Genomic DNA, 22,500 nt, shown 5'->3' with positions numbered 1-22,500 from the left:
GATGGGGTGGTGAGTGCACGACAGCGGGCCAACTATCTCGGGTCGGGGGCCCTTCGGCCAGTGATTCGGCGCGTGCCCCGCCGACAATGTGCGGCTCGGCATATTGGTCTCGACCACTGGCATGACCTGCGCTGGGCCGGGCGGCGGCCCTCCGGCCCCGATCGCTCGCCCGCGCGCCGCCGGCGCGCCGCCCGCACCGGTACCGGGGTACGGTCGCCATGCCCTCCCCGGGGCCCGCCCGGCATCGCGCCGGACCGGGCCCGTCCCGGCACCACCAGGCAGGACGCGATGACGAGCACGCCCGACGCCGGCCCCGCCGTGGCCGAACTGGCCGCCCTGGCAAGGAAGTTGACGCCGTCCTGCGGGCCCGTGCGGCTGGTCGGGGTGGACGGGCACGCGGGCTCCGGCAAGTCCACCTTCGCCGGCCGCCTCGCGGAGGCCCTCGGCGGGGCGCCGGTGCTGCACCTGGACGACCTGGCCACGCACAACGAGTTCTTCGGCTGGCCCGACCGGCTGCGCCGCCAGGTGCTCGACCCCTTCGCGCGCGGCGAGGCGGCCCGGTACGACCCGTACGACTGGGAGCTGCGGCGCTTCGGGGCCCCTCGCCCCCTGGAACCCGCGCCGGTGGTGCTCGTCGAGGGCGTCGGGTCCGGCCGCCGGGCGCTGCGGCCCCACCTCGCGCTGCTCGTCTGGATGGAGCTCGACGCGCCGGCCTCCTGGGCGCGCGGCCGGCACCGCGACGGAATCGGACTTTCCGCTTTCTGGGACGACTGGACGGAGGCGGAGATGCGCCATTTCGCCGAGGACCCGTCGAGGCCCTTCGCGGACGCCGTGGTACGCCAGGTACAGAAGGGGTACGAGTGGCTGCCGGGACCGGATTCGGCAGCCCGTACGACCCGTTCGCTCACCGAACGTGACGAGCTCACCCCACCGCACGGAACAGTCCCAAAACAGCCCCCGGAGTGCTTCAACTCCGCTTGACCCAGGGGCCATACAGGTCTTACGTTCTCAATGTGCGGCTTTCCGAAGCCGCCGCGGACGCGAAGCCCCCGGTTGTTCCCCCGTGATCGGGGGCTTCGTTCTGCCCTTTCCTCCCCTTCGAGCCCGTCACGCAGGGCGTTTCGCTCACCCTGGGTCACCACCGGAGCTCACCTCCCGCCCCCTTCGGCAGCGGGCCTTCCCGCAGGTACGATGCACATCGGTGCGGTCAACTCCCGTCAATTCCGTTGTGCGAATGGGCGGTTCAGCGCGGGCACGGTGGTGGGGGACGTGATGGACTTCGGCACTCCGGGCGTACATGCCCCAGCCGATCTCGCCTGGCTGCGCGGGGTGGACGCGTACACCATGGGCGCGTATCCGCAGGCCGAGGAGGAGTTCCGCACGGCGGTGCGGCTCGACCCCTCGATGGCGGACGGCTGGCTCGGACTGCACGCCCTGCGCGTGGACACCACGACCGCGCTGCTGCGCATGTACCGCCATCGCGAACGCTTCGGCGAACAGCGCGCGGGACACCGGAGGACCCTCAACTCCTGGTACTGGCTGGGCTGGTGGGTCCAGCCGGTCCTGGAGAGCCCGCGCGACCTGTTGCTCGCGCACGCCTCGCACTGGCTGGACGGGCGTCATGTCCCGGAGCTGGACCGGGCGTTGGCGGGTCTGCCGCCCGTGGACACCGATCCGCAGGTGCGCTTCCTGCATGCCTGCCGGGCCTATCTGGTCAAGGACTGGGATCAACTGGTGCGCCACACCGAGCCGTTGGTCGACGATCCGCTGCTCGGCATCGAGGCCGGCCTGTTCGGCGGCATGGCCCGGGTGCGCCTTGAGATGTTCGGGCAGGCCGAGCCGCTGCTTTCGGCCGCGTTGATGCGCTGCCGCAGCGAACAGCCACAGCGCAAGGAGCTGCGCTACTGGCTGGCGCGCGCGCACGAGGGCACCGGACGCTCGGCCGCCGCCCTCCCCCTGTACCGGGCCGTGCACCGCGTCGACCCGGCGTTCATGGACACCTCGGCGCGGCTGACCGCGATCACCGAGAACGACGGGTACGAGGGCTCCGAGGAGTCCCCCGACCTCGCCGCGGTCGCCCTGTCCGGGTTCGGCGACACCGTGGAGGCGGAGGCCGATTCCGCTCTCGGGCCCGACCCCTGCGACGGCCGCGAGCTGCGGCTCGGCGGCGAGCCGCAGGCGCCGCTCGCCGGCCCCACGGGGGCCGTGCGCGACGGGGTGCGGGACAAGCCGGGCGTCCCCGCGCAGCCCGCTCCCCCGCAGTTCCCGGCCGGCCCCACCGACCCCGTCCTGCTCGCCGAGGCGCTCGCCGAGCTGGAGCGGATGGTGGGCCTCGAACCGGTCAAGCGTCAGGTCAAGGCGCTGTCCGCGCAGCTCAACATGGCGCGGCTCAGGGCGAGTCAGGGCCTTCCGGTCCAGCCGCCGAAACGTCACTTTGTCTTCTCGGGCCCCTCCGGCACCGGCAAGACCACCGTCGCCCGCATTCTGGGCCGGGTCTTCTACGCACTCGGACTGCTCGGCGGCGACCATCTGGTGGAGGCCCAACGGGCCGATCTGGTCGGCGAGTTCCTCGGCCAGACGGCCGTGAAGGCCAACGAGCTGATCGACTCGGCGCTCGGCGGAGTGCTCTTCGTCGACGAGGCGTACTCGCTCTCCAACTCCGGTTACAGCAAGGGCGACGCGTACGGCGACGAGGCGCTCCAGGTGCTCCTCAAACGCGCCGAGGACAACCGCGACCACCTGGTGGTCATCCTCGCCGGCTACCCCGAGGGCATGGACCGCCTCCTCGCCACCAACCCGGGCCTGTCCTCGCGCTTCACCACCCGCGTCGACTTCCCCTCCTACCGGCCCCTGGAGCTGACCTCGATCGGCGAGGTGCTGGCCGCCGAGAACGGGGACGGGTGGGACGAGGAGGCCCTGGACGAGCTGCGCTCGATCAGCGGGCACGTCGTCGACCAGGGCTGGATCGACGAGCTGGGCAACGGCCGCTTCCTGCGCACCCTGTACGAGAAGAGCTGCGCCTACCGGGACCTGAGGCTGTCGCTGTACCCGACGACCCCGACCCGCGACGACCTCTCCACCCTGCGGCTGCCCGATCTGATGCAGGCGTACGGGGAGGTCCTGTCGGGTCGCGGCCCCACGCGCCGCGACCCTCAGGAACCGCTGTAGCTATCCGGCCAGCGCCTGCTGGGCCTGTTCGCCCCGGGGCTCGGCGAGCCGGGCCAGCGGGGCCGGCTCGTCGCGGTGGGCCGGGTCGCGGACCTCTCCCACCAGCTTCTCCAGGACGTCCTCCAGGGCGACCAGACCGAGCACCCGGCCGGAGCCGTCCGCGACCTGGGCCAGGTGGGTGGCCGCGCGGCGCATCACGGTGAGGGCGTCGTCCAGGGGCAGTTCGGCCCGCAGGGTGGCCAGCGGCCGCCACAGCTGCTGCGGCACCGCGCGCTCCCGCTCCTCCACGTCGAGCACGTCCTTGACGTGCAGGAAGCCCATGAAGGCACCGCCCTCCGCGCACACCGGGAAGCGGGAGTATCCGGTGCGTACCGTCAGCTCCTCCAGCTCCCGGGGTGTCACCGAGCAGCCGACCGTGACCAGGGACGCCCGGTCGAGCAGGACGTCGGTGACCGGGCGGCTGCCCAGCTCCAGGGCGTCCTCCAGGCGTTCCTGTGCCTCCGGTTCCAGGAGGCCGGCCTGGCCGGAGTCCTCGACGAGGCGGCCGAGCTGGACGCTGGTGAAGACGGCCTCCACCTCGTCCTTCGGCTCGACCCGGAACAGCTTCAGGATGAGCCGGGCGCAGGCGCCCAACGCGATCGTCACCGGCTTGCAGACCCGGGCGAAGGCGACCAGGCCCGGGCTGAACCAGAGCGCGGTCCGCTCGGGCGCGGCCATCGCCATGTTCTTCGGGACCATCTCGCCGATGACGAGGTGCAGCGAGACCACCAGGGCCAGCGCGATCACATAGCCCAGCGGGTGGACGAGGCCCTCGGGGATCTTGACCGCCTGGAAGACGGGCTCCAGGAGCCGGGCCACGGTCGGCTCGGCGACCGCGCCGAGCGTCAACGAGCAGATGGTGATGCCGAATTGGGCGGCGGCCATCATCTGCGGCAGGTTCTCCAGGCCGTGCAGCACCTGGCGGGCCCGCGCGGAGGAGGCGGCCAGCGGTTCGATCTGGCTGCGGCGCACGGAGACGAGCGCGAACTCGGCGCCGACGAAGAAGCCGTTGGCGAGCACGAGCAGCAGCGCGAACAGGAGTTGGAGCAGGCTCATCGGACCGCCTCCGCCACCGGTGCGTCGGCCGTGCGGACGAAGCGGACCCGCTCGGCGCGGTAGCGCTCGACCTGGCGGACCTGGATCCGCCAGCCGGGCAGCTCGGCCCGGTCGCCGGGGACCGGGATGCGGCCGAGCAGGTCGGCGACCAGACCGGCGACGGTCTCGTACGGGCCCTCGGGGGCCTCCAGGCCTATCCGCCCGAGCGAGAGGACCCGGCAGCTGCCGTCGGCCTCCCAGGCGGGCCTGCCGTCCTCGCCCGCCACGACGGCGAGCTCGGGCCGGGCGGCGTCCGCGCCGTCGTGCTCGTCGCGGACCTCGCCGACGAGTTCCTCGACGATGTCCTCGAGGGTGACCACACCGGCCGTGCCGCCGTACTCGTCCACGACGACGGCTATCGGCTGTTCCCTGCGCAGCCGCCCGAGGAGCTGCTCGACGGGCAGTGTCTCCGGGACGAGCAGCGGCGGCACCGCGATCAGGCCGACCGCGGTGCGCAGCCGCTCGGGGGGCCGCACCGCGAGCGCGTCCTTGAGGTGGACCATGCCGACGACCTCGTCGATGCGTTCCCGGTAGACCGGGAAGCGCGAAAGGCCGGTGGCACGCGTGAGGTTGAGGACGTCGGCGGCGGTGGCGGTGGTCTGCAGGGCGCTGACCTTGACGCGCGGGGTCATCACGTTCTCGGCCGTGAGGTGGCCGAGCGAGAGGGTCCGTACGAAGAGGTCGGCGGTGTCCTGTTCCAGGGCGCCGGCCCTGGCCGAGTGCCGGACCAGGGAGACGAGCTCGCCGGGGGTGCGGGCCGAGGCCAGCTCGTCGGCGGGCTCCACGCCGAGCGCCCGCACCAGGCGGTTGGCGACGGTGTTGAGCAGCGTGATGAGCGGGCGGAAGAGCCGCGAGAAGCGGTCCTGCGGCCCGGCCACGAAACGGGCCACCTGGAGCGGCTTGGAGACCGCCCAGTTCTTCGGCACGAGTTCGCCGATCACCATCTGGACGGCTGCGGCGAGCAGCATGCCGAGCACGACGCTGATGCCGGAGACGGCACCGGCCGGGAGCCCGGTGGCGCCGATCGGCCCGTCGAGCAGGTCGGCCAGCGCGGGTTCGGCGAGCATGCCGACCACGAGCGAGGTGATGGTGATGCCGAGCTGGGTGCCCGAGAGCTGGAAGGACAGCTCGCGCAGGGCGCGCACCACGGTGCGGGCCCTGCGGTCGCCCTCGGCCGCCGCCCGTTCGGCGTCCGGCCGGTCGACGGTGACCAGGCCGAACTCTGCCGCGACGAAGAAGCCGTTGGCGAGGATGAGAAGGAATGCCGCGAAGAGCAGCACGAGCGTGATGGTCATGCCGCCGCCTCCTGGGAGGGGGCGGCGCAGGTACTACCGGACGATCCGTCCATTGCTGGAGGGAGTCACTCCTCGGGTCGCTGGTGCCCCGCGGCCGATGGTGCAGGCCCGTGTGCGGGGCGGGGCGCACTTGGCGCCGCCGACATCAGGGTAATCAAGATGGTGCCAGGTGGGGCAAGGGGCTCAGCCGTTGTCGTGAGCCGAGCCGGGTGAATCGGGGCCGGTGCCGCGGCTTCCGTGGCTCTCGGCGAGCGCGCGCAGCGCCCTGGCGTCGCGGATCGCGCGGGCCTTGCCGCTGCCGGGCTGGATGCCCAGGGCGGGCAGGCTGGTGCCGTCGGACAGGTCGAGGAAGACCCAGGGGTCGCCGGGGCGCAGATTCACCCGGAGGATCTCCGGCCAGGCGAGCCGGCGCCGCGCGGTGAGGTTGACCACGGTGACGCCGGCGTCGTCGGCGACGACCTTCGGCCGGCTGAGCAGCACGAGCACCCCCGCGAACAGGGCGGCCATCAGGATGAAGCTGCCCCGCTCGCCCCCGCTCAGGGTCTCCAGGAGCAGCGACATCACCGTCATGGCGACGAACATGGCGGCGGCGCTGGCCAGCAGCACGGCCCGGGTGACGGTCGGCCTGAACGTGACCGGCAGGGCGGGAGGTTGGGGCGCGGGGGCGGACACGGTGTCGTTCGCTTTCGTCGCTGTCGTCTTCGTCGCTGTCTTCGCCGGCCCGGCCGGGGTCAGAGGCGGCAGGCGTGGATGGCCGTGGTGAGGATCGCCCGGGCGCCCAGCTCGTACAGGTCGTCCATGACCCGCTGGGAGTCCTTGGCGGGGACCATCGAGCGGACGGCGACCCAGCCCTCGTTGTGCAGCGGGGAGATCGTGGGCGACTCCAGGCCCGGCGTGAGGGCGACCGCCCGCTCCAGGTGCTCGGCGCGGCAGTCGTAGTCCATCATCACGTAGCTGCGGGCGACCAGGACGCCCTGGAGGCGGCGCAGGAACTGCTGGACCTTGGCGTTGTCCTCGGCGCCGGTGCGGCGGATGACGGCCGCCTCGGACTTCATGATCGGGTCGCCGAAGACCTCGAGGCCCGCGTTGCGCAGCGAGGTGCCGGTCTCCACGACGTCGGCGATGACCTGGGCGACGCCCAGCTCGATCGCCGTCTCGACGGCGCCGTCGAGGTGCACCACGGAGGCGTCCACGCCGGCCTCGGCGAGGTGCTTGGCGACGATGCCCTCGTAGGAGGTGGCGATCGTCTTGCCGGCCAGGTCCTTGAGGTCCGAGACGGTGCCGGGCTTGGCGGCGAAGCGGAAGGTGGAGCGGGCGAAGCCGAGCGGCAGGATCACCTCGGCGTCGGCGCCGGAGTCGATCAGCAGGTCCTCGCCGGTGATGCCGATGTCGAGCTTGCCCGCGGACACGTAGATCGCGATGTCCTTGGGGCGCAGGTAGAAGAACTCGACCTCGTTGACGGGGTCGACGAGGACGAGCTCCTTCGACTCCTTGCGCATCCGGTAGCCGGCCTCATGGAGCATCGCCGACGCAGGTCCGGACAGTGAACCCTTGTTGGGGACGGCGATGCGCAGCATGAGGTCAGCTTCCTTTTCGTACGGAGAGGTGTGCCGGGGGGAAGGGGTGCTCAGAGGTGGGCGTAGACGTCGTCGAGGGAGATCCCGCGCGCGACCATCATCACCTGGACGTGGTACAGCAGCTGCGAGATCTCCTCGGCGGCGGCTTCCTTGCCCTCGTACTCGGCGGCCATCCAGACTTCGGCGGCCTCCTCGACGACCTTCTTGCCGATGGCATGCACGCCCTTGTCCACCAGCTCGGCGGTGCGGGAGGTGGACGGGTCGCCGTTGGCGGCCTTGAGCTGGAGCTCGGTGAAGAGCTCTTCGAAGCTCTTGGAGGGTTTGTTCGCCATGATGCTTCTTAGGGTAAGGGGTGGGCCCCGGTCGCTCAGCGCCAGGGTTCGCTGACCGTGCGCAGCGTGGCCGCAGTGGCCACGGCGGCGGTGACCGCTTCATGGCCCTTGTCCTCGTTCGACCCTTCGAGACCGGCCCGGTCCAGGGCCTGCTCCTCGGTGTCGCAGGTCAGCACGCCGAATCCGACGGGTACGCCGGTGTCCACGGTGACCTGGGTGAGGCCGTTGGTGACACCCTGGCACACGTACTCGAAGTGCGGGGTGCCGCCCCTGATGACGACGCCGAGCGCGACGATGGCATCGTAGCCGCGGCCCGCGAGCACCTTGGCCACCACGGGCAGTTCGAAGCTGCCGGGGACGCGCAGCAGCGTCGGCTCGTCGATGCCGAGCTCGTGCAGGGCGCGCAGGGCGCCGTCGACGAGTCCGTCCATCACCTTCTCGTGCCACTGCGCCGCGACCACGGCGACACGGAGGTCTCCGCAGTTGCGTACGGACAGTTCGGGTGCGCCCTTGCCGCTCACGTGCTCTCCTTCAGGTGTTCTGGGATGTGCTGTGTCTGGGATGTGCGAGATCCGGGATGTGCGGGGCCTCGGACGTGCGGGGCCCCGGTCGTGCCTACTGGTTGCCGCAGGCCGACATCGGCGCGGGGCCGCCGTCGAGCCACGGCAGGTCGTGCCCCATGCGGTCCCGCTTGGTGCGCAGGTAGCGCAGATTGTGCTCGCCCGCCTGGACGGGCATGGGCTCGCGGCCCGACACGGTCAGGCCGTGCCGTACCAGCGCGGTGATCTTGTCGGGGTTGTTGGTCATGAGCCGCAGGCTGTGCACGCCGAGGTCGGCGAGGATCTGGGCGCCGGCCGCGTAGTCACGGGCGTCGGCGGGCAGGCCGAGTTCCAGGTTGGCGTCGAGGGTGTCGCGGCCGCGCTCCTGGAGCTCGTACGCGCGGAGCTTGGAGAGCAGGCCGATGCCGCGGCCCTCGTGACCGCGCAGGTAGACCACGACGCCGCGGCCGGCCTCGGTGATGCGTTCCATGGAGGCCTGGAGCTGGGGGCCGCAGTCGCAGCGCAGGGAGTGGAAGATGTCGCCGGTCAGGCACTCGGAGTGGACCCGGACCAGGACGTCCTCGCCGTCGCCGATCTCGCCGTGGACCAGGGCGACGTGCTCGACCCCGTCGACGGTGGAACGGTAGCCGTAGGCGGTGAACTCCCCTGCGGCGGTGGGCAGATGGACCTCGGCCTCGCGGCGCACGGTGGGCTCGGCGGAGCGGCGGTAGGCGATCAGGTCCTCGATGGAGATGATCGTCAGGCCGTGCTTGCGGGCGAACGGCACGAGTTCGGGCAGGCGCAGCATGACGCCGTCCTCGCCCGCGATCTCGACGATGGCGCCGGCCGGGGCGAGCCCGGCGAGCCGGGCGAGGTCGACCGCGGCCTCGGTGTGGCCGTTGCGCACCAGCACCCCGCCGGGCTTGGCGCGCAGCGGGAAGATGTGGCCGGGGCGGACGAAGTCGCCGGAGGCGGAGCGGCCGTCGGCGAGCAGGCGCAGGGTGGTGGCGCGGTCGGCGGCGGAGATGCCGGTGCTCACGCCGTGGGCGCCGCTCGCGTCCACGGAGACGGTGAAGGCGGTCTTCATCGACTCGGTGTTGTGCTCGACCATCTGCGGCAGTTCGAGCCGGTCGAGGTCCTCGCCCTCCATGGGCGCGCAGATCAGACCGCGGCACTCGCTCATCATGAACGCGACGATCTCGGGGGTGGCCTTCTCGGCCGCGATGACGAGGTCGCCCTCGTTCTCGCGGTCCTCGTCGTCGACGACGACCACGGGCCGGCCCGCCGCGATGTCGCGGATGGCCTGCTCGACGGGGTCGAGCGAGAGGTCCTCGCGGTTGTCGGTGGAGTACCAGGTGGGTGCGTGCGTGGTCATGCCGTCGCTCCTTCCAGGGCGGGCTCGACGCTCGTGCGCGAGCGCAGCCACCAGTCGCGCATGCCCCACAGGACGAGCGCGCCGTAAATGACGTAGACGAAGCCGGAGAAGGCGTAGCCGTTGGCGAAGTTGAGCGGGACGCCCACGAGGTCGACGAGCAGCCAGGCGAACCAGAACTCGACCATGCCCCGGGCCTGGGCGAACATCGCCACGACGGTGCCGACGAAGACGTACGCGTCGGGCCACGGGTCCCAGGAGAGCGCCGGGTAGGCGGTGAACAGGCCCGCCACGGCGACCGTGCCGACGGCCGCGCCGCCGAGCAGGAAGGCGCGCTCGCGCCAGGTCGCGAACCGTACGGCGATGGAGCCGTCCTGCGCCTGCCGCCGGCCGCGCCGGGTCCAGGCGAGCCAGCCGCCGGCCGCGACGACCATCACCACGACCTGCTTGCCGGCGCTGCCGGAGAGGTGTCCGGCGGCGAACGCCACGAACAGGATCAGACCCGAGACGAACTGTGCGGGCCAGGTCCATATGGAGCGGCGCCAGCCGAGCGCGAGGGCGATCAGGCCGATGGTGTTGCCGATCATGTCCGACCACTTGATGTGCTGACCGAGGACCGTGAAGGCCTCCCCGTTCAGCCAGTTCACCGTGCTCACTTGGTGTTCCCCCCGTGGCTCGCGCCGAGCAGCCGCTCGACGTACTTGGCGATGACGTCGACCTCTAGGTTGACCGGGTCGCCGGGCTGCTTGATGCCGAGCGTGGTCAGCGCGAGGGTGGTCGGGATGAGGCTGATGGTGAAGTAGTCGGCGGCCGCCTCCACGACCGTGAGGCTGACGCCGTCCACGGTGATGGAGCCCTTCTCGACGACGTACTTGGAGAGGCCGGCGGGCAGGGCGATCTTGACGATCTCCCAGTTCTCGGAGGGCGTGCGGGCGAGCACCGTGCCGGTGCCGTCGACGTGGCCCTGCACGATGTGGCCGCCGAGCCGGCCGCCGACGGCCATGGGCCGCTCCAGGTTGACCCGGGAGCCGACCTGGAGGGCGCCGAGGCTGGAGCGCTTCAGCGTCTCGTCCATCACGTCGGCGGTGAACTCGCCGTCGCCGAACTCCACGACCGTCAGACAGACGCCGTTGACGGCGATGGAGTCGCCGTGTCCGGCGCCTTCGGTGACGAGGGGGCCGCGCAGACGGAAGCGGGAGGCGTCACCGAGGGTCTCGATGGCGGCGACCTCGCCCAGCTCTTCGACGATTCCGGTGAACACGTTCAGCGCTCCTTGGCGAGAGGGGTGGCGGTGATGCGCAGGTCGGGGCCGATGCGTACGGCCTCGGTGATGCCGAGCCGCAACGCTTCGGCGATGGTGGTGATTCCCGCTCCGGCGAGCGCGGCGGGTCCGGCGCCGAGCAGGGCGGGTGCGAGGTAGCCGACGACCTTGTCGACGGCGCCCGCGGCGACGAAGGCGCCGGCCAGGGTCGGGCCGCCTTCGAGGAGGACCGAGCGCACGCCCCGGGCGTGCAGGGCCCCGAGCAGTGCGGGGATGTCCAGACCGGTCGCGGCGCGCGGGAGTCGCAGGACGGCGGCCTCGGGCAGGTGGGCCGCGTCGGCGTCCTCGGCGACCGCGATCAGGGTGGGCGCCGCGTCGTCGAGGATGCGGGAGCCGGGCTTGACGGCGGTGGCGTTGGTGTCAACTGCCAGGCGCAGTGGCTGAGTTGCCCCCTCGATGCCGCGCACGGCGAGGTGCGGGTCGTCGGTGCGGGCGGTGCCGGAGCCCACGACCACGGCGTCGCACTCGGCGCGCAGCCGGTGGACGTCGGCGCGGGCCTCGGGGGAAGTGATCCAGCGGCTGGTGCCGTCCTCGGCCGCGGTGCGCCCGTCGAGGGTGGCCGCGTACTTCCAGGTGACGTGCGGGCGGCCGAGCCGCATCGAGGTGAGCCAGGCGGCGTTGACCGCCTCGGCCTCGTCGGCGAGCAGGCCCCGCTCGGCCCGGACACCGGCCGCGCGCAGGGTGTCGCCGCCGCCGGTGGCCTGCGGGTTCGGGTCGCCGACGGCGTAGTGGACGCGGGTGACCCCGGCCTCGATGAGCGCCTGGGCGCAGGGGCCGGTGCGGCCGGTGTGGTTGCAGGGCTCCAGGGTGACGTAGGCGGTGCCGCCCCGGGCCCGCTCGCCCGCTGCCCGCAGGGCGTGGACCTCGGCGTGCGGGCCGCCGGCCCGCTGGTGGTAGCCCTCGCCGACGACCGTGCCCGAGGCGTCGGTGATCACGCATCCGACGACCGGGTTGGGGCTGGTGGAGCCGAGTCCGCGCGCCGCGAGCCCGACGGCTCGGCGCATGGCGTCCGCGTCGGCTGTGGGTGCCACCGGGTCCTCCTGCCTCTTCGGGCACGGACTCCGGGGCCTGTCGATGACGACAGAGAGCGGAAACAGACCATCGCGCACAGCTCACGCCACGGCCGAAAGAGACCGGTGCCCTGGTGGGCGACCGGTAACAGACGGCCGACGTGACCGGTCAACGGTCCGCCCGCCGCGCACTGCCTCCCATCCGGACTTTCACCGTCGGTCCAGGAATTTCACCTGGTCAACCGGCCGCTGGATGCGGACGGGTCGCGGACTATTACCGCCGGTTCGGAATTACACCGACCCCGGAGTGCGCTGCTGCTGGTACAGGGCCAGTGTGCCACGCCTGCTCGAAGGCCATGCGAGTGAGTGGATGTGGCCTGGCTCACAGAATGGCCGGATCCGAGCGGAAACCTGCCGGGAGTCCAGCGGGACACGAGCGATGGCATGTGCCTTTGGTCCATACCTATTGACGCACTGGTCTAGTCCTTTTAATCTCTGCGTCACCTCCGAGGAGAGGCCCGCCGGTGTGCGCACACCGGGGCCGCGCACGACCACCGTCCCGTTCGTTGTGTTCCGCCCACCTCCCAGGAGGAACTGCCCGTGCTCTCCCCCACCCGCAGACGCACCGCGCTGCTCACGGCCGCCACCGCGGTCGCCGGGCTGCTGTTCGGCGCGCTGTCCACCGGCGTATCGCAGGCCGCCGTCGACAACGAGGCCTGTCGTCCCGACGGCCTGTACAAGACCCCGGGCGTCGACGTCCCGTACTGCTCGGTCTACGACACCGACGGCCGCGAGAAGATGGGCGCCGACCACCAGCGCCGCGTCATCGGCTACTTCACCGGCTGGCGCACCGGCCAGGACGGGACGCCCGCCTACCTCGCGTCCGACATCCCGTGGGACAAGGTCACCCACCTCAACTACGCCTTCGCACACGTCGGTTCGGACAACAAGATCTCCGTCGGCACCGACAGCGAGAAGAACGCCGCGACCGGCATGACCTGGCCGGGCGTCGCGGGCGCCGAGATGGATCCCTCGCTCCCCTACAAGGGCCATTTCAACCTGCTCAACAAGTTCAAGAAGCAGCACCCCAACGTGAAGACCCTCATTTCCGTGGGCGGTTGGGCCGAGACCGGCGGCTACTTCGGCGACGACGGCAAGCGCGTCGGCTCCGGCGGCTTCTACACCATGGCCACCAACGCGGACGGCTCCGTCAACCAGGCCGGCGTCGACACCTTCGCCGACTCGGCGGTCGCCTTCATCAAGAAGTACGGCTTCAACGGCGTCGACATCGACTACGAGTACCCGACGACGATGAAGGACGCGGGCAACCCGCTCGACCTGACCATCTCCAACGCCCGCCGGGCCGGTCTCGTCAAGGGCTACGCGGCCCTGATGAAGTCGCTGCGCGAGAAGCTCGACCGCGCGGGGGCGGCCGACGGAAAGCACTATCTCCTTTCGGTCGCGGCACCGTCCTCCGGCTATCTGCTGCGCGGCATGGAGACCTTCCAGGTCCAGCAGTACCTGGACTACGTCAACATCATGTCCTACGACCTGCACGGCGCCTGGAACCAGTACGTCGGCCCCAACGCCTCGCTCTTCGACGACGGCAAGGACGCGGAGCTCGCGGCCGCCGGCGTCTACTCCACGTCCCAGTACGGCGGCGTCGGCTATCTGAACGCCGACTGGGCCTATCACTACTTCCGCGGTTCCATGCCGGCCGGGCGCATCAACATGGGCCTGCCGTACTACACGCGCGGCTTCGAGAACGTGCAGGGCGGCACCAACGGCCTCTGGGGCAAGGCCCCTTCGACCAACTGTCCCGCCGGTTCGGGCCTCACCGCCTGCGGTGACGGCGCCGTCGGCATCGACAACCTCTGGCACGACCTGGACGCGAACGGCAAGGAGGCCCCGGCCGGCTCCAACCCGATGTGGCACGCCAAGAACCTGGAGAAGGGGATCGTCGGCGACTACGTCGGCAAGTACGGCCTCTCCACCACCACCAAGCTGACCGGCACCTACGTGCGCAACTACGACTCCACGCTGGTGGCGCCCTGGCTGTGGAACGACCAGAAGAAGGTCTTCCTGTCCACCGAGGACGAGCAGTCGGTGGGAGCCAAGGCCGACTACGTCGTGGACAAGGGCATCGGCGGCACCATGGTCTGGGAGCTGGCCGGCGACTACCAGTGGAACGCGGCCAAGGGCCAGTACGAGCAGGGCTCGACCCTGACGAGCGAGATGTACGACAAGTTCAAGTCGGCCACCCCGTACGGCAACAAGCGCTCCACGATCGCCCTGCCCGCGCAGGCGCTGAACATCGGCGTGGACTTCGGGCAGTTCCCGCTCGGCGACTCCAACTACCCCATCAGCCCCAAGGTGACGCTCACCAACAACACCACGGCGACGCTGCCCGGCGGCACGGAGTTCCAGTTCGACTACGGCACCTCGGCCCCGGCCAACGCCAAGGACCAGTCCGGCTTCGGCACGACGATCGTGCGCAGCGACCACACCGCCGCCAACAACATCGGCGGGCTCAAGGGCGACTACAACCGCGTCTCGCTGAAGCTGCCGAGCTGGCAGTCGCTGGCTCCGGGCGCCTCGGTCACCCTCGACTTCGTCTACTACCTGCCGGTTTCCACCCCCTCGAACTGGACGGTGACCTTCGGTGGCAAGACCTACGCGCTGGCCGGCGACCACAGCCGGGGGGCGGTCGTGAGCGACCCGGGCACCTCGACGCCCACCCCGACCCCGACCCCGACGGCCTCGGGCACGACCGGCCCGTCGCCGTCGCCCTCGCCCTCGGCCCCGGGCGGCACCTGCGCCGCGCCGCTCTGGTCGGCCGGTTCGGAGTACGGCGGCGGCACGACGGTCTCGTACAAGTCCCACACCTGGAAGTCGAAGTGGTGGACGAAGGGCGAGGAACCGGGTACTACCGGTGACTGGGGAGTGTGGCAGGACCTCGGGGCCTGCTGATCCGCTCCCCGCAAGAACGCCCGGCGGCGGTCTCCCGGCCCTTGGCCGCCGTCGGGTGCCTGATGTGATGGGGCGTCACGTGTGAGGGACCGCCACATGCGGACGTCGGATGTGAGTGTCCGTCACATCCGAACGTCGCATGTGAGTGTCCGTCACATCCGTTGCCGGTTCAGGCCCTTGGCGTGAAGAGCTCGTCCTGGGCGGCGTCCCGTGCGGTCAGCAGGGCGCCGCTCAGGACCGCGCCGTCGCCCAGGGCGCTCGGCCTGACCTCGGCGGCGAGCGGCGTCAGGGCGGCCAGGGCGCGCTGGACGCGGGAGGCGAGCAACTGGCCGCCCGCGTGGCCCAGTTCACCGCCGAGCACGACGAGCCCGGGGTCGAGAACGGCGACCACGCTCGCCGCGCCGATCGCGAGCCGCTCGGCGAGGGCGTCGAGGAAGGGCCCGTCGGCGTCCCTCACGGCCTCCTCCGCACTGCCTGGGCGTCCGTACGCGGCGGCGAGCCGGGCCACCGCGCCCGCGTGCACCAGCTCGTGGAAGCCGCCGTCGCAGCCGGTCGAGGACGGCAGTCCCCCGGTGCCCGGCACCGGCATGAACCCGATCTCGCCCGCGCCGCCCGAGGCGCCCCTGCGCAGCTTGCCGTCCAGGACGAGGGCCGCGCCGATGCCCTGGCCGAGCCACAGCAGCACGAAGGTGTCCTGTCCCCGGGCGGCGCCCAGGCGCTGTTCGGCCACGGCGGCCAGATTCGTCTCGTTCTCGACGAGCACGGCGGCGGGCAGCCGCCGCGCGAGGACCCGGACGAGTTCGCGGTGCCAGGCGGGCAGCCCGCTGGTGTCGCGCAGTTCGCCGCCGGCCGGGTCGATGAGTCCGGGAGCGCCGATCGCGACGCTGTGCAGCCGCTCGGCGCCCGCCTCCTTCGCCGTCCGCTCCAGGAGCGCGACGGCCTGCTCGACGGCGGGGCCCGTCCCGGCCTCCGGCTCGATCGGCAGCGTCGCCTCGGCGAGCGTGCGCCCCAGCAGGTCGGCGACGACGAGCGAGACGCTGTCGGTGCGCACGTCCAGGGCCGCCAGATGCGCACGGTCGGCGACGATCGCGTACAGCCGCGCGTTGGGGCCGCGCCGCTCGGCGCCCGACTCCCCCACGACGTGGATCAGGCCGGAGCCCTGAAGGCGCTCGACGAGGTCGGCGACGGTGGGCCGGGAGAGTCCGGTGAGGTTCTTCAGCTGGCCTGCCGTCAACGGACCCTCGTCCTGCAGCAGGCGCAGGGCGAGCCGGTCGTTGATGGCCCGGGCGGTGCTCGGGGATGCGGGCATGCCGGGAATCCTTCCAGATCACCGAAAGCGGATGGCCACCCGTTCTATTTATCAGGCAGGGTTCCTGATAGTTTACGCGACGGCGGCGGGAAGGCCGCCCCCGAGGGAGGGAAACCCGGTCGACATGGCAGCGGAACTGGCTCTGGAACCACGGCAGTTGAGGCGGGCGCGGATCGCGATCGCCGCGGTGTTCTGTGTGCACGGCGCGGTGACCGGCAACTTCGCCACCCGGGTGCCCTGGATCCAGGAGCACGCCGGGGTCTCGGCGGGCCAGCTCGGCCTCGCCCTGGCCTTCCCGGCGATCGGCTCGTCCCTGCTGATGCCGCTGTCCGGCGCGATCACCCACCGGTTCGGGGCGCGCAACGCGCTGCGCGGGCTGCTCGCCCTGTGGACCCTGGCCCTCGCGCTGCCCGCGCTCGCCCCGAACGTCTACACGCTGTGCGCCGTCCTCTTCGTGTACGGGGCGAGCGCCGGGATGGCGGACGTGGCGATGAACGCGCTGGGCGTGGAGACCGAGAACCGGCTCGGCCGCTCGATCATGTCCTCGCTGCACGGCATGTGGAGCGTGGGCGCGCTGATCGGCTCGGCGGCCGGAACGCTGGCCGCGCACCTGGGGGCCGACGCCCGGCTGCACCACACGGTGGCGGCCGCCGTGCTGACGCTGCTCGGCCTCGCCGCCTGCCAGGGGGTGCTCGACCTGCGCAGCGCCCCCGACGAGGAGCCGCCGCCCCGCTTCGCGCTGCCGCCCAGGTCGGCGCTGATCATCGGCATGGTGGCGTTCTGCGCGGTGTTCGCCGAGGGCGCGAGCATGGACTGGTCGGCGGTGTATCTGCGCGATGTGCTGGAGACCTCGGCGGGCACGGCCGCCGCCTGCACCACGGCGTTCACGCTGACCATGGCGGCGGCCCGGCTCGCCGGCGACAAGGGGGTGGACCGCTTCGGGGCCGTGCGGACGGTCCGGGCCGGAGGGGTGCTCGCCACGCTGGGCGGTCTGCTCGTGGTGTTCGCGCCGGGCCCGGCCGTCGCGATGGCGGGGTTCGGCCTGATGGGCCTCGGGGTGGCGGTCGTGGTGCCGCTCGCCTTCGCGGCGGCGGGCCGCAGCGGCCCCAACCCGAGCCAGGCCATCGCGGGTGTGGCGACCATCACCTACACCTCGGGCCTGGTCGCGCCCTCCGCGATCGGCGGGATCGCCGATCTGACCTCCCTGGTGGTGTCGTTCGGCCTGGTGACCGTGCTCGCACTCGGCCTCATAGCGGGGGCGCGGGTCCTGCGGTCCGGGGCCCGGCCACGCGAGGCCGCCGGCACGGCGGACGCGACGCCGGCCCGTCAGGCCTGAACCGGCCGGACCGGCGACGCGCGTCCGGCGCACCGGCCGGACAAGGGGGTCGAGATCCGGCACTAATATTTGGCCTGATCTTTTCTTGGCACCGACCCCCACTGACGAACTGGAGCGACCATGCGTCTCGGCGTGCGCTGGACCCTGCACGGCGACGGGCGGACCCCCGCTCCAGGAGCCGTCGTACGCCCCGACGAACGGCTCACCTGGCCCCGCACGATCGGCCTCGGCGCCCAGCACGTGGTGGCCATGTTCGGGGCGTCGTTCGTCTCCCCGGTGCTGATGGGCCTCGACCCCAACCTCGCGATCATGATGTCCGGCATCGCGACGGTCATCTTCCTGCTCGCCACCAAGGGCCGGGTGCCCAGCTACCTCGGCTGCTCGCTCTCCTTCGTGGGCGTCGCCGCCGCGATCCGGGCCACCGGAGGCACCAGCGCCACCGTGACCGGTGCCGTCTTCGTCGTGGGCGTGGTGCTGTTCTTCGTCGGACTCGCGGTGCAGCGGTTCGGCGCCCGGATCATCCACGCGGCGATGCCGCCCATCGTCACGGGCGCCGTCGTCATGCTGATCGGCTTCAACCTGGCGCCCGTCACCGCCTCCACGTACTGGCCGCAGGACCAGTGGACCGCGCTGATGGTGATGCTGTTCACCGGTCTGGCCGTGGTGTGCCTGCGCGGCTTCTGGTCCCGCATCGCGATCTTCCTCGGGCTGATCTTCGGATACGCCATCTCCTGGGTGCTCGACCAGGTCTTCGGCAAGATCCACTCGGTGAACGGCGGCCCGCAGGCGGTCGACCACTGGCGCCTGGACCTCTCGGGCGTCGGCAAGGCCGACTGGATCGGACTGCCGGGCTTCCACGCCCCGAGCTTCGAATGGTCGGCGATCCTCGTGGCGCTGCCCGTCGTCATCGCCCTGATCGCGGAGAACGCGGGCCACGTCAAGGCCGTCGGCGAGATGACCGGCACCAATCTCGACGACAAGCTCGGCACCGCGATCGCCGCCGACGGCGCCGGCTCGATGCTGTCGACCGCCGTGGGCGGCCCGCCGAACACCACGTACTCCGAGAACATCGGCGTCATGGCCGCCACCCGCGTCTACTCGACCGCCGCCTACTGGGCCGCCGCCGGCTTCGCGCTGCTCTTCGGCGTGTGCCCCAAGTTCGGCGCGGTCGTCGCCGCGATCCCGGGCGGGGTGCTCGGCGGCATCACCGTCATCCTGTACGGAATGATCGGCCTGCTCGGCGCGCAGATCTGGATCAACGCCAAGGTCGATCTGCGCAATCCGCTGAACCTGGTGCCGGCCGCCGCGGGCATCATCATCGGCATCGGCAACGTCACCCTGAAGTTCACCGAGAACTTCCAGCTCAGTGGCATCGCGCTCGGCACGATCGTGGTGATCACCGGCTATCACGTACTGCGCGCCTTCGCCCCGGCCCACCTCAAGGAGCAGGAGCCGCTGCTCGATTCGGGCACCTCGTCGTACGAGAAGGACCAGGCATAGCGCGCCCGGCCCGCCCATGGCGGCCGTCCGGCCCGCCGTTCATCCGATCCGGTCATGCCCCCTTACGGCGGTGCTGGGCCGGGCCGCGGACTGCGACGCTGCCCCCATGACGCAGACCGCATGGACCGAAACCGGACACCCGGCCCACACCCATCGGTTCGCCGCGCCGCTGGACCCCGTGGTCCGGCGGATGCGGGCGCTGCGGGCCGACCTGCCGGCCCGGGACGGCATCGCGGTCTTCAACCGCGTCTATCTGACGGTGACCGAGGAGATCTCCCGGCTCATCGCACACGGCCACTTCGCCGACCCGCGCGCCGCGGCGACCCTGGACGTGCTCTTCGCCGGGCGCTATCTCGCCGCGGTCGAGGCGACGGCCGCGGGCCGGCGCCCACCGGACTGCTGGCGCCCGCTCTTCCAGTACCGGCGCCATCCCGGAGTGCGCCCGCTGCAGTTCGCGCTGGCCGGGATCAACGCGCACATCGGGCACGACCTGACGCTCGCGCTGGTCGACAGCTGCCGGGCCCTGGACTGCGAACCGGCGCTCCTGGAGCGGGACTTCGACCGCGTCGGTGACATGCTGACCCTCCTGGAGGAACGGATCCGGGAGGAACTCATGCCCGGACCCGACCTGTTCGAGGTGGCCGACCCCATGACGCATCTGCTGGCGTCCTGGAGCCTGGACCGGGCGCGGGACGCGTCCTGGTCCGCGGCGAAGGTCCTGTGGCAGTTGCGGGAACTTCCGGCCCTGGCCCAGGAGTTCACTGATCGGCTGGACGCGGGCGTGGGTCTGGTGACCCGGTGCCTGCTGACCCCCCTTTCGGTACGCGACTGAGGAGCGACCATGGCGATCCGGCTCGGACTCGGCCTTCCGCAGATGAGGCAGTACGACCTCGGCCGTGATGTGCCCGCGGTGGCGCGGGCGGCGGAGGAGACCGGCTTCGAGAGCCTGTGGGTGTTCGAGCGGGTGCTGTTCCCCGAGCCCGCCACCCAGGGTCTGTACGGCGTGCCGGGTCTGCCCTGGCCGGACAGCTACCGCTCGGTCGCCGACCCGCTGGTCACGCTGACCCTCGCGGCCGCCGCGACCGGACGGGCCCGGCTCGGCACCAGCGTCCTGGTGGCCCCGCTGCACATACCCTTCCAACTGGCCCGCTCGCTGGCCTCGTTGGACGCGGTGAGCGGCGGCCGGGTGGTGGCCGGGCTCGGCACGGGCTGGTCGCACGACGAGTACGCGGCGGCGGGCGTGGCCCCCTTCGCGAAGCGCGGCAAGGTCCTCGACGAGCTCCTCGACGTGTGCGCCGCGGTGTGGGGCCCCGACCCGGTGTCCTACGAGGGCGAGTTGACGACCATCGCCCCCTCCGTGGTCGGCCCCAAGCCGGCCAGGCCCATCCCGGTCTACCTCCCGGCGTCGAGCCCCCGGTCGGCCCGCCGCCTGGTGGACCGCGCGGACGGCTGGCTGCCCGCGGCACAGGGCGCGGCCCAACTCGCCGAGGAGTGGGCGAGGCTCAAGGACCTGGCCGCGGAGCGCGGCAGGACCCGCCCGATCGAGGTCTGCGTCCGTGTCAACGCCCGCCACCTCCCGAAGCCGTTCGAGGGCGCGGAGCGCCCGCCGTTCACGGGCAGCACGGCCCAGATAGTGGACGACCTGGCGGCCCACGCCCTCGACGGAGTCGAGGAGTTCCTCCTGGACCTCCAGGGTTCCGCGCGGGACGCGGAGGAGCTGAAGGACGTGGCGGCGGAGGTGTACGGGCTGGTGCGGGCGGCGGGGCTGTAGCTCAACCCCCTTGGCCCGTCCGGGATTTGAGGACGAGGGCCCTTGAGGCGCGACGGGGATCCGGGGGCAGAGCCCCCGGGTCCTCAGCCGCAGGGTGCGAGGGCGCTAGTCCTCGGGAAGCTCGACCGGGGCGATCGAGTCGTAGAGGTCCCCGGGCCCGGGGTTGCCCGCGTCCGTGGCCCCGCCGAAGTGGTGCATGACACCCCACACCGCGTTGAGCGCGGTCTGTACCGCCCCCTCCGCCCAGCCCGCCGTCCAGGAGATGTCGTCCCCGGCGAGGAAGATGCCTCGCTTGTCCTCGGGCAGCGCGTCCTGCATGAAGTGGGTGAACAGGCGCCGCTGGTAACGGTAGTGACCCGGCAGGTTCGCCTTGAACGCGCCCATGAAGTACGGCTCGTTCTCCCAGGACACCGTCACCGGGTTGCCGATGATGTGACCCCGGATGTCGACCTTGGGGTAGATCTCGCCGAGCGACTTGAGCATGACCTCCATGCGCTCCCCCGCCGACAGCGGCAGCCACTTGAGGCTGTCGTCGCACCACGTGTAGGAGAGGCAGATGACGGCGGGCTTGTCCGGCCCGTTGTCCAGGAGGTAGGTGCCGCGCGTCATGCGGTCGGTGAGCGTCATCGACATGACGTCACGGCCGGTGTCCTCGTCCTTGTCCAGCCAGAACGGCCGGTCCACCGGCACGAACAGCTTGGAGGACTCCATGTAGTGGGTGCGCTCGATCGCGGTCCAGTGGTCGATCGGGAAGAGCGAGTCGTCGCACGCGATCTTGGAGAGCAGCATCCAGGACTGCGCCGTGAAGATCGCCGCACGGAAGGTGCGGATGTCGCCGTCCGCGTCCGTCACGGTGATGCGGTTGCCCGCGGTGCGGTGCAGCCGGGTCACGGCGGGCTTGGGCGCGCCCTCGTGCAGCGAGGAGAGCGAGGTGCCGGGCGCCCAGTGCACGAGCTTCTCCGGCTCGCGCTCCCACAGGCGCAGCGGCAGCTGCTGGGAACCGCCGACGATGCCGCGGTGGTGGTCGTCGGCCTCGGTGTAGACGACCCGCAGGATCTCCAGGATGGAGTTCGGGAAGTCGGTGTCCCAGCCGCCGGTGCCGAAGCCGACCTGGCCGAAGATCTCGCGGTGCCGGAAGGACTTGAAGGCCTCCGACTCGCAGAGGAAGCCGTAGAAGGTCTGGTTGTCGAGCTTGTCGACGAGCTTGGCCCAGATCTCGCGGATGCGCGGGGTGTCGCGCTCGCGGATCGCCTGGTTCATGTCGGAGAAGTCGGCGCCCTCTTCGAGACAGGCGTTCCAGGCGTCCATGACCTCGCGGTACACGGGCGGCAGCTCGTCGACCGACGTCGCGTAGTGGGACTCGCCCTTGAGGTCGACGACCGTCGAGGGGGTGTCCGGCGCGAGCGGGTTCGGGAACGGCTTGGTCTCCAGGCCCACCAGATCGATGTAGTGCTGGAGCGCGGTGGAGCACGGGGGGAACCGCATGGCGCCCATCTCGGCGGTGAGCTCGGGGTCGCAGCCCGGGAAGCCGACGGTGCGCAGCCGCCCGCCGATCTGGTCGGCCTCGTACACGACGGGCTTGAGGCCCATCTTCATCAGCTCGTAAGCGGCGACGATGCCGGAGAGCCCGCCGCCGATGACCGCGACCTCGGCGCCGTGCTCGGTCGCGGGTATCTGGCCGAGCCCGGCCGGGTGCGCGAGGAAGTCGTCGTACGCGTAGGGGAAGTCCGGCCCGAACATCGTGACGGGCGGCTGCTCGTCGATGTGCTGGACGGCGGTGGGCACCGTGGACGTCATGGGGTACGGACTCCTTGCACAGTACGGAAGTTGAGGGGGCAGGCCCTCACGGCCCGGGGTGGGGACCCG

19 protein-coding genes and 1 riboswitch are annotated in these 22,500 nt (G+C 71.6%); of the genes, 7 read left to right on the top strand and 12 right to left on the bottom strand.

What is annotated here, in order from left to right:
* Window positions 1–288: 288 nt before the first annotated feature.
* Window positions 289–981: a uridine kinase gene (locus tag ACFYZA_RS37305; RefSeq protein ID WP_388494802.1), complete on the top strand. Its 693-nt coding sequence runs from the start codon at window positions 289–291 to the stop codon at window positions 979–981.
* A 291-nt stretch (window positions 982–1,272) separates the two neighbouring features.
* Window positions 1,273–3,168: an AAA family ATPase gene (locus ACFYZA_RS37300; protein ID WP_382596667.1), complete on the top strand. Its 1,896-nt coding sequence runs from the start codon at window positions 1,273–1,275 to the stop codon at window positions 3,166–3,168.
* Here ACFYZA_RS37300 and ACFYZA_RS37295 read toward each other — a convergent pair whose 3' ends face one another.
* The 10 genes from ACFYZA_RS37295 to ribD all read right to left on the bottom strand — a co-directional run bounded on the left by ACFYZA_RS37295 (window position 3,169) and on the right by ribD (window position 11,769).
* A complete protein-coding gene (locus ACFYZA_RS37295) occupies window positions 3,169–4,263 on the bottom strand; it encodes a hemolysin family protein (RefSeq protein ID WP_382596583.1) in 1,095 nt (364 codons plus the stop codon).
* Window positions 4,260–5,597, bottom strand: coding sequence for a hemolysin family protein (locus tag ACFYZA_RS37290; protein WP_382596585.1), 1,338 nt, complete (start codon window positions 5,595–5,597; stop codon window positions 4,260–4,262). Before ACFYZA_RS37290 ends, ACFYZA_RS37295 begins: the two co-directional genes overlap by 4 nt.
* A gap of 183 nt (window positions 5,598–5,780) precedes the next feature.
* Window positions 5,781–6,269, bottom strand: a complete 489-nt coding sequence (locus ACFYZA_RS37285) for a PH domain-containing protein (RefSeq protein WP_382596587.1) — start codon at window positions 6,267–6,269, stop codon at window positions 5,781–5,783.
* Window positions 6,270–6,328: 59 nt separating this feature from the next.
* Window positions 6,329–7,174 (bottom strand): ATP phosphoribosyltransferase, encoded by an 846-nt coding sequence (hisG, locus tag ACFYZA_RS37280; RefSeq protein ID WP_382596589.1) that lies wholly within the window; start codon window positions 7,172–7,174, stop codon window positions 6,329–6,331.
* 50 nt (window positions 7,175–7,224) lie between these two features.
* Entirely contained in the window at window positions 7,225–7,506 is a 282-nt protein-coding gene (locus ACFYZA_RS37275) for a phosphoribosyl-ATP diphosphatase (protein WP_100577332.1), read from the bottom strand.
* A 35-nt stretch (window positions 7,507–7,541) separates the two neighbouring features.
* A complete protein-coding gene (gene ribH / locus ACFYZA_RS37270; RefSeq protein WP_100577331.1) occupies window positions 7,542–8,027 on the bottom strand; it encodes a 6,7-dimethyl-8-ribityllumazine synthase in 486 nt (161 codons plus the stop codon).
* 94 nt (window positions 8,028–8,121) lie between these two features.
* A complete protein-coding gene (locus tag ACFYZA_RS37265; RefSeq protein ID WP_382596592.1) occupies window positions 8,122–9,420 on the bottom strand; it encodes a bifunctional 3,4-dihydroxy-2-butanone-4-phosphate synthase/GTP cyclohydrolase II in 1,299 nt (432 codons plus the stop codon).
* Window positions 9,417–10,064, bottom strand: a complete 648-nt coding sequence (locus ACFYZA_RS37260) for a nicotinamide riboside transporter PnuC (RefSeq protein ID WP_382596669.1) — start codon at window positions 10,062–10,064, stop codon at window positions 9,417–9,419. Before ACFYZA_RS37260 ends, ACFYZA_RS37265 begins: the two co-directional genes overlap by 4 nt.
* 5 nt (window positions 10,065–10,069) lie before the next feature.
* Entirely contained in the window at window positions 10,070–10,678 is a 609-nt protein-coding gene (locus ACFYZA_RS37255) for a riboflavin synthase (RefSeq protein ID WP_382596594.1), read from the bottom strand.
* A 2-nt stretch (window positions 10,679–10,680) separates the two neighbouring features.
* Window positions 10,681–11,769 carry a bifunctional diaminohydroxyphosphoribosylaminopyrimidine deaminase/5-amino-6-(5-phosphoribosylamino)uracil reductase RibD gene (gene ribD, locus ACFYZA_RS37250; protein WP_388494801.1) on the bottom strand — a complete coding sequence of 363 codons (1,089 nt, stop codon included), beginning with the start codon at window positions 11,767–11,769 and terminating at the stop codon, window positions 10,681–10,683.
* Between the two features lie 163 nt (window positions 11,770–11,932).
* Window positions 11,933–12,063, bottom strand: a riboswitch (FMN riboswitch).
* A gap of 285 nt (window positions 12,064–12,348) precedes the next feature.
* Here ribD and ACFYZA_RS37245 point away from each other — a divergent pair.
* On the top strand, window positions 12,349–14,718 hold the full coding sequence (locus tag ACFYZA_RS37245) for a chitinase C-terminal domain-containing protein (protein ID WP_388494800.1): 2,370 nt from the start codon (window positions 12,349–12,351) through the stop codon (window positions 14,716–14,718).
* 169 nt (window positions 14,719–14,887) lie between these two features.
* Here ACFYZA_RS37245 and ACFYZA_RS37240 read toward each other — a convergent pair whose 3' ends face one another.
* Window positions 14,888–16,027 (bottom strand): ROK family transcriptional regulator, encoded by a 1,140-nt coding sequence (locus ACFYZA_RS37240; RefSeq protein ID WP_382596600.1) that lies wholly within the window; start codon window positions 16,025–16,027, stop codon window positions 14,888–14,890.
* Between the two features lie 124 nt (window positions 16,028–16,151).
* Between ACFYZA_RS37240 and ACFYZA_RS37235 the strand changes: the two genes are divergently transcribed.
* From ACFYZA_RS37235 to ACFYZA_RS37220, 4 genes are all read left to right on the top strand, one after another.
* The gene (locus ACFYZA_RS37235; protein ID WP_382596602.1) at window positions 16,152–17,363 is read left to right on the top strand and encodes an MFS transporter; all 1,212 of its coding nucleotides are present in this window, start codon (window positions 16,152–16,154) and stop codon (window positions 17,361–17,363) included.
* Between the two features lie 120 nt (window positions 17,364–17,483).
* On the top strand, window positions 17,484–18,863 hold the full coding sequence (locus ACFYZA_RS37230) for a uracil-xanthine permease family protein (RefSeq protein ID WP_382596604.1): 1,380 nt from the start codon (window positions 17,484–17,486) through the stop codon (window positions 18,861–18,863).
* A gap of 106 nt (window positions 18,864–18,969) precedes the next feature.
* Complete coding sequence (locus ACFYZA_RS37225; protein ID WP_388494799.1) at window positions 18,970–19,695, top strand: DUF5995 family protein; 726 nt, start codon at window positions 18,970–18,972, stop codon at window positions 19,693–19,695.
* Window positions 19,696–19,704: 9 nt separating this feature from the next.
* Window positions 19,705–20,634: an LLM class F420-dependent oxidoreductase gene (locus ACFYZA_RS37220; RefSeq protein WP_388494798.1), complete on the top strand. Its 930-nt coding sequence runs from the start codon at window positions 19,705–19,707 to the stop codon at window positions 20,632–20,634.
* Window positions 20,635–20,739: 105 nt separating this feature from the next.
* On the opposite strand, the gene ACFYZA_RS37215 is transcribed toward ACFYZA_RS37220, so the two are convergent.
* Window positions 20,740–22,431 carry a flavin monoamine oxidase family protein gene (locus ACFYZA_RS37215; protein ID WP_382596610.1) on the bottom strand — a complete coding sequence of 564 codons (1,692 nt, stop codon included), beginning with the start codon at window positions 22,429–22,431 and terminating at the stop codon, window positions 20,740–20,742.
* Between the last annotated feature and the right edge of the window lie 69 nt (window positions 22,432–22,500).

The sequence above is a fragment of the Streptomyces sp. NPDC001828 genome (assembly GCF_042892175.1).
GTDB lineage: Bacteria > Actinomycetota > Actinomycetes > Streptomycetales > Streptomycetaceae > Streptomyces.
This window is presented reverse-complemented; position numbering and strand designations above follow the sequence as displayed.